Raw genomic sequence first — 11,241 nt, forward strand, 5'->3', positions numbered from 1 at the left:
GCGCAACCTTTGAGCGAAGCGCGGTCACGGCGGATTATTATTAATTGCTTATGCCGCACCGCCAAACCTCACATGGAACCCTAATCGCGACTTCTGTCAGAACGTCCTCAGGCAATGGTGCCGAGGAGACGACAAATGCGTGCCGCGATCCGCCGGCTGCAGGAAGGCAAGCGTTGGTGGGCCGCCGAGGTGGTTTTCCGCCTGCTCGCTGCGGTATTCCTTCGCCTGTCGTTCCTGTGCTTCCGCGATCTCGGACGCTCGGTCGAACTGCCTTTGGCGCATCAGGCAAGCGCAGCCGAATTTGCCCTCTCTGCGGGTGGCGTCGTGCTCGGCTGGGCGGCGCTGGCCTGCCTGCTCGCAGGTCCGGGCCTGTTCCGCCTCGTCCCTTATCCCCGCCGGCGGCTGTTCTGATGGAGAACGCGATGCCTCCCGATCTGACTGGCTCGCCATGCTTGGCGGGTTGTTTCTCCTGACACTTGCGTTCGCGCGCCTGTGCGACGCGGCCTGAGGAGATGACCATGCCCCCTTCGCTTGTCCTTGCCGGGGTCACCGCGTTCGGCCTGCTCGGCTACCTCGTAACCGCGTTGCTGCGGCGCGAAAGGTTCTGAGGAGCATACCACGACTGTTTCCGGTTGGGCCCTGATGCTCGTCTTTGTCACCCTCACCGCCGGGCAGTGGGTATGCCGGCGAGAGCGCATCAGCCAGATGCTCGCCCTGACGCTGCACAACTTCCTCTCCGCCGCGACCGGCATTGCCGCGGCTTTCGCCCTGTTTCGTGGTTTCGCCCGGCCGATCCGGCGCGCCGGTCACTCTCCATCATTCTCGATCATGTGCATGTCCTCGTCGGACAGGCCGAAATGATGGCCGACCTCGTGGACGATCACGTGCGTGACCAGATCTTCGAGCGAGACGCCCTGCCTGCGCCATTCATCGAGCAGCGGACGCCTGAACAATGAGATCACGCTGGGCAGATCGCCGGTCGACCAGATCGACCGCTGACCGAACGGCAGCCCGTGGTACAGCCCCAGCAGGGCCCACGGGTTGGACAGGCCCACGGCGCGCAACATCTCGCTGTCGGCAAAATCCTGCACGCGGAACACCACGTCCTCCAGATGAGCGCGAAACTTCGCGGGCAGCTGGTCGACGGCCTTGCGCGCCAAACGCTCAATGGCAGCTGCGTCGGATGTATGGGCGATCCTGTCGGTCATGAGGGTAATATGGGCCGGTCTCGGGAAATTGAAATGTGGCCGAGCTTGCGGCGATCACTCGCGCAGCGCCATGGTTTGCAGCAATTTGGCCAGTTCCATCGGGAACGGGAAGACGATCGTCGAATTCTTGTCGCCCGCAATGAAGTTGAGCGTACCGAGATAGCGCAGCTGCATGGCTTCCGGCCGCTGACCGAGGATGGTCGCGGCTTCGAGCAGCTTCTGCGCTGCCTGCTGCTCGCCTTCCGCATTGATCACCTTCGCGCGCCGTTCGCGCTCGGCTTCGGCCTGGCGCGCGATCGCCCGGATCATCGTCTCAGTGATATCGACCTGCTTGATCTCGACATTGCCGACCTTGATCCCCCAGGCCGCGGTGTGGGCGTCCAGGATCTCCTGAATGTCGCTGTTGAGCCGGTCGCGTTCTGCCAGCATCTCGTCGAGTTCGTGCTTGCCGAGCACCGAGCGCAGCGTGGTCTGGGCAAGCTGGCTAGTGGCGTTGAGGAAATCCTCGACCTGGATGATGGCCTTTTCGGGATCGATGATGCGGAAATAGATCACCGCGTTGACGCGCACCGAGACATTGTCGTGCGAGATCACGTCCTGCGGCGGAACGTCGAGCACCGTGGTGCGCAGGTCGGTGCGGACCATCTGCTGCACGAAGGGCACGAGCAGGATCAGCCCCGGCCCCTTGACGCCGGTGAACCGCCCGAGCGTGAACACTACGCCGCGCTGGTATTCGCGCAGGATCCGGATCGCGGCTGACAGAAACACCAGCAGCAGGATCGCGACGGGAGCGTAAAACGCGAGGTTCGGGAGCATTCAATCCTCCTTGGCCGCAAGGTCCTCGATGTGGACGGTCAGACCCTTTAGGCCGGCGACGCGGACAGGCTGTCCCCGGGTGAATTGACGCCCGCCCCATGCCGCCCAGCGCTCGCCGTGAACGAAGACGTGGCCCTTGCCGTCCGCCCAGTCCTGGACGGTTCCGCGCGCGCCGATCATCTCCTCGCGCCCGCTCACCACTTTGCGTCCGCGCGCCGCCAGCGCGGTGCGGACAAGCAGCATGACGAATCCGGCGCTCGCCAACGTGATGCCGCCGATCAGCGACCAGGAAATGCGGAATTCGGGCGTGTCGGCATCGATCAGGATCGTGGCGCCCAGTGCAAACGAGATCACGCCGCCGAGGCCAAGTATGCCGTGCGAGGACAGGAATGCCTCGCCCACCAGCATGCCCGTGCCGAGCAGGATCAGCGCCACCCCCGCATAGTTCACCGGCAACATGGCGAAAGCGTACAACCCGGTGAACAGACAGATCGCGCCGAGCGTGCCGGGCAGGAAGGCGCCGGGGTTCATGAATTCGAAGATCAGGCCGTAGATGCCCAGCATCATCAGCAACATCGCGACATTGGGATCGGTGATCGCCCCGAGCATCCGCGTGCGCCAATCGGGCGCGGCATGGATGAGCGCGAGGTGCGCGGTTTCAAGCGTCACGCTCCTGCCGGCCACGGTGACGACACGCCCCTGCATCTGCACGAGCAGGTCGCGCAGGTCACGTGCCTCGACGTCGATGACGTGCTCCCTGAGCGCAGCCGACGCCGACAGGCTAGCGGCCTCGCGCACCGCCTTCTCGGCCCAATCTGCATTGCGACCGCGCAGCTCGGCGACCGAGCGGATGAAGGCGACGGCATCGTTCGTCGCCTTGAGTTCCAGATGGCTTGCTTGCTTCTTAGGGGCATTGTTGTCCGGAGTGCCCGAGAACCCGCCGACCGCGACCGGCGTCGCCGCACCGGTATTGGTGCCCGGGGCCATCGCGGCAATGTGGCTGGCATAGAGAATGAACGTCCCCGCACTGGCCGCCCGGGCGCCGCTGGGGCCAACCCAGGCCGCGACCGGGACAGGCGAAGCGAGTATCGCGCGGATGATCTGACGCATCGAACTGTCGAGCCCGCCCGGCGTGTCCATCTGCAGGATGACGAGCGGCGCCTGCCGCCGGGCTGCAGATTCCAGCCCCCGCACCACATAGTCTGCCGTGGCCGGGCCGACCGCGCCTTCCAGATGCAGCACGATGGCCACGCGGCCGGCATCCATATCACGCCCGGCGGGCGTCGATGGCACCGGCGCCAGCAGGAAGCCTGCAACGACCAGCGCTGCGACCAGCCGGTAGAGCCGGACAGCTTGCAGGAGACCGTGCCTGAAACGCATTGCCTGCCAACCCATGAACGGGCCGGACTCGCTCGATCGCGCCATCGAAGAGCACCGTGGCCCTCAATTCGCTTGGGCCGTATCCATAGCACAAATCGGGGGCGGCATCAGCAAAATCCCGCCGCGCAGCCGGGCGAGCCTCGCCAAGAGACACTCCGGGAGCGGATCCATAGCCCCTGTCCTATGGTCCGGCCAAATTCCGATATTTGACTCGGCCATGCCGGTCATCGACATCCCCAGGCAACGATAAGGGAGGGAATGCATGGTCGTCAGAATGAGCCGCCGGGTCTTCGTCAGTTCGGCCACCGCATGCTCGGCAAGCCTGTTCGCAAAGCCAGCAGCTGCCTGGAACCAGCAGCCAGTGCTGGCCCGCGTCATTCTGGACAATGATTTCGCAGGCGATCCGGACGGTCTGTTCCAGCTCGCGCATCATGTCCTGTGCCGGTCCGTCAAAATTCCGCTGATCATCGGGTCGCATCTTCCTGCCCGCTTCGGCAGCGGGCATGATGCGCTGGATTCTGCGGCGCGGGCCCGCGAACTGCTTGCGGTCATGAAGCTCGAGGGTGCCTACAATCCCATCGCGGGATCGGAAGCGCCGATGCTCTCGCGTGGCTCATGGACGCCCGGCGCAGCCTCGGCCGCGATCGTGCGCGAAGCCATGCGCGATGACGCGAAGGAACCGCTCATCTACGCGTCCGGCGCGGGCCTGACGGATCTGGCCCTGGCCTGGCTGACAGATCCGCGCATCGGGCGGCGGATCAAATTGATCTGGATCGGGGGCAACAGCCACCCCGGCCTTGGCAATCCGGGCACCAAGGCTGGTGGGCCCGAGTTCAATTTTTCGATCGACCCTGTTGCCGCACAGGTCATCTTCAACGAGTCCGACATCGAAATCTGGCAAGTTCCGTCCGACGCCTACACCCAGATGCTGTTCACAACCGCCGAACTGGAGGAGCTGGGCGCGGCCAGCCCCTTGGGCGCCTGGCTGAAAGCCAAGGTGGATGCGGTGCCGGAGATGTTTGCCAAGATCCCGGGCGTGCCGCCCGTGGCACTCACCGACGCTTACGTGCTGGGCGACAGCCCGCTGGTAACCTTGTCGGCGCTGGTACCGCCCATGCAGCCCGATCCCACTTCCAGTCGCTACAAATTGCTGCCCACGCCGCACCTGCTGGACGACGGTACTTACCTGGAGCAACCGGGCGGCCGCCCCATGCGGGTTTACACGGAGCTTGATGCAAACCTGACATTCCGGGACATGCTGGCACGCTTCAGGCTTCACGGCATGGCCCGCCACCGCCCCGCGTGAATTTCACCGCCAGCTTCGGAGAAGCGGCCATCCGGGGAGTTCCGTTCTAGGCGTCCGGCTTTCGCGCGAACCAGAGACTGTGCATGTCCGTTTCGCTGCCGGCATAGGCCGGCACGACAACCTCATCGACATCGAAGCCGACCTCGGCCAGTTCCTTGCCGAAACATGCATCGGGATAGGCCGACCATATGGCCAGCAGGCCGCCGGGCCGCAGCGCGGCAGAGGCGGAACGCAGCCCAGATCGGCTGTAAAGACGGTCGTTGGCAAGCTGCACGAAGGCGTCAGGCCCGTTATCCACGTCGAGAAGGATCGCATCAAACAGCTCGTCGGCGGCGATGATCAGGTCGTGGACATCGGTCATGGCCACCGAGACGCGGGGATCCGCAATGCTTTCGCCGAAGATGTGGGCAAGCGGGCCTTGCGCCCAGGCCAGCACCTCGGGGACGAGTTCGGCGACCACGATCCCCGCATCGCTGCCCCAGGCCTTTAGTGCCGCCCGCAGCGTGAAGCCCATTCCCAAACCACCGATCAGCACGCTGCCGCCGCGATCTGCAAGACGCTCGGCCGCCATCGTCGCAAGCGCTTCTTCCGACACGTGATCCGTGCTGCCCATCAGCTCCTCGTCCCCGAGCTGGATGGAGAAATCGTCACCACACCGGAAAAGCTGCAGCTTCTCGCCGCTGGGCAGCAGCGCGGTGCTGACGAGATGGATGTCTTCATCGGCCTCGTCCAAGCCCGGCAGGGTTGCAGGCACGAGTTGTGAGGCGTGTTCGCCCGGGCTTGCGTACGACAACGTACATTGTCCTTGATCGGGATCGCAGCCGCAGGTGTACTTGAAGCGGAATGTGACCTGTGGTGGGAAGGCGCGAAAGCCATCGGCGGTCACGAGCGAAGCTACGGGTTAAGCCCCCGCACTGCAATTGCAAGTCCCACGTAACGGCCGCCGGGGCATGCTGCCGAGTGGGAGGAGCGGTGTTGCGCTCGGCATTTGTCTCCTGCGCCACTATGATCGGCGCATGATACAGATTCTGATCGATGCCGACGCCTGCCCGGTGAAAGATGAAACCTACAAGGTCGCCGCGCGCCACAACATATCCGTCGTGGTCATCAGCAACAGCCCGATCCGGGTCCCGCGCGATCCGCTGGTATCACGCAAGATCGTCAGCGATGCATTTGATGCGGCCGACGACTGGATCGTCGAGCATGCCACCTCCAGCACGGTTGTCGTCACAGCCGACATCCTGCTGGCAAAGCGTTGCCTCGACTTGGGTGCGACGGTCGTTGCCCCGACCGGCAAGCCCTTTACCAGCTCATCCATCGGAAGCGCCATCGCCGTGCGGGCGATCATGTCCGACCTGCGGGCGGGTGGCGAAATCGTTGGCGGGCCGCCGCCATTCAGCAATGCCGATCGCTCGCGTTTTCTCTCTGCCATGGATGAAGCATTGGTGAGACTGCGGCGGCAAGCCGCGAATCAGATCCCATCGCCTTGATCCGTCATGGCCGTTTTCCTGCGAAAAGGGGCGGCAGGCGCCTGGCCAAGACCGCACCGCATATCCGGCCATCCCCGATGGCGGCCGCGAAACGGGAGAACCTTGCCAATGCGAAGCATGATGGGCTGAGCGGCAACCGGGATATTTCCGCCATCCGTTTGCCCCGCGCTCGCCAGTTTCTTTTGTGTGTCTCGAATTATCTCGATTTCGCCTTTTCCCCCCTTCCCATTACCCCCTTCGTCAGCTAACAGCGCCGCCGGACAGCTGCTCCCGGGGCCGCGATTTTCATTTTGCGGTTCAGGGTAGTTCATACTGGCCAAGCTACTTGATGATATTCCTGATGGTATCGGGAAGATCATAGTGGCCCCTTCGTCTAGCGGTCAGGACGCGGCCCTCTCACGGCTGAAACACGGGTTCGATTCCCGTAGGGGTCACCAACAAAATCAACCATATAGCGCGTTTACTGGCTCTGGTTTCGGGCCGATTGAGCCAACCCGGAAACGCGCCTGCTCTAGCTAAACGTGGACAACGTCCCTGCCGCCCATCGGAACATGGGAATGCTGAGCGAAGCTGTCTTGCCGAACGCGCTGCCGATTGACGTCCTTGTCGCAAGAAACCCATATTCCACCGGCTTGAAGCGCGCTCACCCGTCCTTCGCCAAGCAGCATGACCAGCAGACGCCCCTTGCCGTTCATGCGCATGGGCCATTCGTTTCAAAGGCCCAAATGGGCACATGCCTCCAAAAACCGGGCCTGCGCACGAAAGGCCCGCAACAGCTCATTCAACGTGGACGTGGGACCGCAATTTGCGCCTATCTTCATCAGAAGGCTGCTGCGGCCAGCATCGTATTCCAGCGTCTGCGTGAGCACATTGAAAGCTGCACGTCCGTCGGGTGCGATAAATCCCATCGACCCGCCGAAGGCACCTCGGGCATTTGGCTCAGTCGCGGCAATTACCTCCATCGCTGAAAGCTTGGGCAGGCCCACTGTGGATTGCGAAGGAAACATAGCACGGAGCAGGCCTATCCCGTCGCGCCCCGTTTCACTCCGGATGCTGACGACAGAACTCAGTTCGTGCGCCGTTGGGCGCGTAACGAGCGTAAGGCGACTACGTGGTGCAGAAGTGTCGTTGCCGGAAACTCGCTGCAGTTCGGCAAGGATTGAGGCAGCAACCGGCCGCGCCCGGGCTGATCGGCCGCTTCGGGCCAAGTCTTGACGTTGGGCCATGTCGTCGTCGAGCCGGGCAGCACGGCCCAACGTGTCGACAAACGTCTTGGTCCAAATCTCTCCGCCCTGCTGCGCGAACAACAGTTCCGATGAAAAAGAGGCGAAGCCCACGCCGCCTGTTGATACCATTCCTCCCCAGTCTGCCTTCCGGACGGAGCGGAGGCTTTCATAGATCAACCTCGGGTCGTTCCCCAGTCCGTCGAGCATCGCCTCCACCACCAACTGAACCTCGTCGCAAAGTCCGGCGCGGAGATGGCCCATGAGCGCGGTGAGCCGGCCGCGATCGTCGCGTGCCCTATGGCCGGGCCGGTGCAGGTAGCCACCCGTTGGTACCGGCGGCAGACCAACAGAGGGCAGCCGAACCGGTTGAGGCGCCCCGAACAGTCCGAACCAGAGCATCGGCGACCTGGAAGCAGTGCCAGTATTGCCCGGTGGACGGGGCACACTGTGCCCCAGCCCGCGGGCTGCATCATAGGTCAGGTATCCTGCCGCATAGGCACCCTCGCGCGTCGACTGGCGGACCCGATCGAGGGCCGGTGCCACCTCATCCGCGCTATGAGCAGTGATGATCGCGTGTGGCTCGCTGAAAAGCTGCGCCGTTGCACCCGAATTCCAGTCGTCCAGCAGGACAAACGGCTCGGAGATGCCTGGAAGGGACGCGCGGCCAGCATGGACCGGCGACCACAGGGCTGACCAGCCCTGGTCGCCTGCCATGGAATCCGCTGCGGTTGCCGCGTGGACCATCACCCTGCCCGCCGTTCCGTCGCCGGGAAAGCCGGGCGGCTCATCTCGGCCCCGTCGCCGAAGGCGAAACCACGGTTGTTGAAGATGGCCAGCAGCGAAAGTCCGGTCACTGTCCAGATCGCAGCGCCGAAGTCGGCGAAGGTGGGCACCGCGCGGCCACCAAGGCGCATGGAGATTCCCAGCGAAGTGGCCGCCGCGCAGATGCCAACCGACAGGGAGAGCTGTTGAAACGTAGCGTAGAAACTGGTCGCCCGACTCATTTGCTCCGGCTCTATGTCGGCATAGGCAATGGCGTTGAAAGCCGTGAACTGCAGCGAGACAAGGAAGCCACAGCAAAGCAGGAGCACGAAGATCGCCGGCATCGGCCAGGCATGGCGGATGAGCCCCGTCATCGCGTAGAACAGGGGGGAAGCCACGCCGACAACCATAAGGGTCGTGCGAAAGCCGACCCTGCGCAGGATCTTTGGCGCCACGCTTTTCATCGTGAAGGCGCCGAGCGCCGAGGCAAAGGTCACGGTCCCGCTGGCTGCGGCGGACAGGCCGAAGGTAAGTTGCAGCAGCATCGGCATAAGAAACGGCATGGCGCCCTGGGTGATGCGGGTCAGCGACCCCCCGATCAGCGAGCGGCGAAACGTGGAGATCCGCAGCAGGGAAAGGTCCAGCACGGGAGCATCGGCCCGCCTTGCGTGTCTCACGTAGGCGAACCCGGACAGGAGCCCCGCACCGATCAGCCCCGCACCGATCATCGGGTGAACCGAGCGCCCCGCCAGTTGGAGACCGAAGATGAGCGGCGCCAGCGTGAACCCGCACAGGATAAAGCCGGCGAGATCGAACGGGGCCGCCTCGGCTACGGCATGTTCGGCAATATACCGGCCCACCATGGCGATCCCGAACAGGCCCATCGGCAGGTTGATCCAGAATATCCAGCGCCAGTCGAGCCAGGTCACGATGGCCCCGCCCACCGGAGGCCCCAGGATCGGCCCCAGCATGGCCGGCATGGTCAACCAGGCGATGGCGGCAACCAGTTCATGTTTGCGAACGGTGCGCAACAGGACCAGCCGGCCAACCGGGACCATCAGTGCCCCGCCAACCCCCTGAACGACGCGAGCGACCACCAAACTCGTGAGCCCAGTTGCCATGCCGCAAAAAATGGACCCGGCAACGAACAGCGCGATGGCGGCCTGAAACGTGCGGCGCGCGCCGAAGCGATCCGCCAACGGGCCGGAAGCAGGAATGAACACTGCGAGGGCAAGAAGATATCCGGTAAGCGCGAGGCTGATCTGTGCCGGCGACACATGGAATTCCCGCGCCATGGTCGGAAGCACCGTAGCGAGAACCGTGGCATCAAGGTTCTGCATGAACAGCGCACAGGCAACGATCAGCGCGACGCGGCGAAAGCCGGAGGGAGCGTCGGCAGGCAACATGTTCTATGTTTCGCTTGTTCGGGGTTCCGGACCAGCAACAGCCAGGAGATTGCTGCTGGTCCGGTCCCGGTTATTCGGCCGGGGCGGTGTGCATCATCAGCGCCGCGCCTGAGCGGTCGGGCAGGAAGGCTGCCGCCAGGATGGCGAGGCAAAACGCGCTGAGGGTACAGGTTCCCATCGCCTCGTTCAGCGGCATGGTGGTGGCCAGCAGACCGACGGCAGTGGTCGAGACCGAGCCAATGCCGCGCCCGCCGGTGATGCAGAAGCCCACTCCCGTGCCGCGCACGTCGGTTGCAAAGAGTTCGGAGAACGTCGGCAGCATGGTTCCTGCGGTGGCCCCTTGCAGGGTGCCTTGCAGCAGGATCAAGAACAGGACAGCGGTCAGCGAAGGCTGCATGAACAGTAGAGCCACCACGACCGCCGCATGGCAAGGGACTAGGGTGAGGAAGGTCTGGCGGCGGCCGATGCGGTCACTGATGAAGCCGCCGATCAGCGGCCCGAGGATCAGACCGGTGACGCTGAGCGCAAGGTAGCCGGCGGTCTTCGTCACTTGCAGGTGAAGGTTGAGCCGAAGGTATGTCGGCAGCCACGCGTGGATGGCGAATCCTCCTCCGAGGATGCCCGTGGACAGCATCACGCCGAAAATCGATGTCCTGCGGTTGGCGCGATCGAAGATGTTCCAGAACGGCGTGACCGCAGCGCCGGCGCGGCGCTCCTCGCGCAGGTTTTCATATGCCTCGCTCTCCGGCACATACTTGCGAACGTAGAGGGCGAGCACGCCCGGCACGGCACCGACCGCGAACATGATCCGCCAGGCGATGGTCTCTTCGAACATGCTGAAAAGGATCGGCATGACGATCAGCGCAAGAGCGTAACCGAGCCCGTAGCCCGCCTGCGCGCCGGTGACCACGCGGCCGCGCAGATGAGATCTTACCACTTCCCCGAGCAGAACGCCCGCGACCGCCGCCTCGCCGCCGAAGCCCATGCCCTGGAGGAAACGAACGGCGAAGAATTCGGTGTGCGTCGAACAGAGCGCCGCCAGGCCCGAGAACCCGGCGACCCACAGGATCGTGATCTGGAGCAACCGCTTGCGGCCGAAGCGATCCGCAGCCACGCCCGCAACCCAGCCGCCAAGGGCGTTGCCGATCAGGCCCGTGGTCGTCAGCATGCCGATTTCGGGCTTGGTGAAGCCGACGATCGTGATCAGGAGCGGCGCCAGCAGCGCATACATCTGGGAATCGAGTGAATCGAGCGTGTAGCCGCCGAGGCAGGCCCAGAAGGATCGCCTCTCATTCTTGGATAGCTCGCCGTACCAAATCAGGGACATCGGGACCTCGAAACTTGCAGGAGGACGTTCGACACAAACGAACTGCATTCGAGGACAATGTAGAACTGGGAAATCAAGACGCGCCGACAGACTACGAGGGCCAGACAGAGGAGCAGGCGACAACACCTTTACGCCATAAGCTGGCTCAATATGCCCGGCCTTCAACACAGCGACACATGCCGCCGCGCGCTTGATCCGCATCCCCTTCCACTGACCTCTCGTGCACGTTCGCGTGCTTCTTTATAATGGCCATTTCATAGAGCCGGCCTGCAGTCTTGTCCCCTCTCCCGCCGATTATCTCAATCCCGTTTGATGTGTCG

The 11,241-nt window shown here is 63.7% G+C and carries 11 protein-coding genes, 1 tRNA gene and 1 pseudogene; 6 read left to right on the top strand and 7 right to left on the bottom strand.

The genetic code is table 11. From position 1 onward, the window contains the following. Positions 1 to 135: 135 nt before the first annotated feature. From H7F51_RS04640 to H7F51_RS04650, 3 genes and pseudogenes are all read left to right on the top strand, one after another. On the top strand, positions 136 to 411 hold the full coding sequence (locus H7F51_RS04640) for a hypothetical protein (protein WP_185663068.1): 276 nt from the start codon (positions 136 to 138) through the stop codon (positions 409 to 411). A gap of 107 nt (positions 412 to 518) precedes the next feature. Continuing rightward, a complete protein-coding gene (locus H7F51_RS04645; protein ID WP_185663069.1) occupies positions 519 to 608 on the top strand; it encodes a potassium-transporting ATPase subunit F in 90 nt (29 codons plus the stop codon). A 43-nt stretch (positions 609 to 651) separates the two neighbouring features. Further along, positions 652 to 789: pseudogene (locus H7F51_RS04650) on the top strand (potassium-transporting ATPase subunit KdpA); the annotation flags it as partial. A 17-nt stretch (positions 790 to 806) separates the two neighbouring features. Here the strand turns inward: H7F51_RS04650 and H7F51_RS04655 are convergent. From H7F51_RS04655 to H7F51_RS04665, 3 genes are read right to left on the bottom strand one after another with little or no spacing between them, the layout of a single operon-like run. Next, a complete protein-coding gene (locus H7F51_RS04655) occupies positions 807 to 1,208 on the bottom strand; it encodes a metallopeptidase family protein (RefSeq protein ID WP_185663070.1) in 402 nt (133 codons plus the stop codon). Between the two features lie 54 nt (positions 1,209 to 1,262). Then, positions 1,263 to 2,024, bottom strand: a complete 762-nt coding sequence (locus H7F51_RS04660; protein ID WP_185663071.1) for a slipin family protein — start codon at positions 2,022 to 2,024, stop codon at positions 1,263 to 1,265. Then, positions 2,025 to 3,404, bottom strand: coding sequence for an NfeD family protein (locus H7F51_RS04665; protein ID WP_185663072.1), 1,380 nt, complete (start codon positions 3,402 to 3,404; stop codon positions 2,025 to 2,027). Between the two features lie 262 nt (positions 3,405 to 3,666). Here H7F51_RS04665 and H7F51_RS04670 point away from each other — a divergent pair, with 262 nt between their 5' ends. Beyond that, entirely contained in the window at positions 3,667 to 4,710 is a 1,044-nt protein-coding gene (locus H7F51_RS04670) for a nucleoside hydrolase (protein ID WP_246447820.1), read from the top strand. A 46-nt stretch (positions 4,711 to 4,756) separates the two neighbouring features. On the opposite strand, the gene H7F51_RS04675 is transcribed toward H7F51_RS04670, so the two are convergent. Beyond that, on the bottom strand, positions 4,757 to 5,596 hold the full coding sequence (locus H7F51_RS04675) for a spermidine synthase family protein (RefSeq protein ID WP_343061205.1): 840 nt from the start codon (positions 5,594 to 5,596) through the stop codon (positions 4,757 to 4,759). A 130-nt stretch (positions 5,597 to 5,726) separates the two neighbouring features. On the opposite strand from H7F51_RS04675, the gene H7F51_RS04680 reads away from it, so the two are divergent. Together H7F51_RS04680 and H7F51_RS04685 are read left to right on the top strand one after the other, a co-directional pair. Continuing rightward, positions 5,727 to 6,200, top strand: a complete 474-nt coding sequence (locus H7F51_RS04680) for a YaiI/YqxD family protein (RefSeq protein ID WP_185663073.1) — start codon at positions 5,727 to 5,729, stop codon at positions 6,198 to 6,200. 362 nt (positions 6,201 to 6,562) lie between these two features. Then, a tRNA-Glu gene (locus H7F51_RS04685) sits at positions 6,563 to 6,637 on the top strand. A gap of 276 nt (positions 6,638 to 6,913) precedes the next feature. Here the strand turns inward: H7F51_RS04685 and H7F51_RS04690 are convergent. The 3 genes from H7F51_RS04690 to H7F51_RS04700 form a co-directional block, all read right to left on the bottom strand. Next, positions 6,914 to 8,140, bottom strand: coding sequence for a chorismate-binding protein (locus H7F51_RS04690; protein WP_185663074.1), 1,227 nt, complete (start codon positions 8,138 to 8,140; stop codon positions 6,914 to 6,916). Between the two features lie 29 nt (positions 8,141 to 8,169). Then, positions 8,170 to 9,594: an MFS transporter gene (locus H7F51_RS04695; RefSeq protein ID WP_185663075.1), complete on the bottom strand. Its 1,425-nt coding sequence runs from the start codon at positions 9,592 to 9,594 to the stop codon at positions 8,170 to 8,172. A 70-nt stretch (positions 9,595 to 9,664) separates the two neighbouring features. Continuing rightward, entirely contained in the window at positions 9,665 to 10,921 is a 1,257-nt protein-coding gene (locus H7F51_RS04700) for an MFS transporter (protein ID WP_185663076.1), read from the bottom strand. Between the last annotated feature and the right edge of the window lie 320 nt (positions 10,922 to 11,241).

It is taken from the genome of Novosphingobium flavum, assembly GCF_014230315.1.
Taxonomy (GTDB): Bacteria; Pseudomonadota; Alphaproteobacteria; order Sphingomonadales; family Sphingomonadaceae; genus Novosphingobium; species Novosphingobium flavum.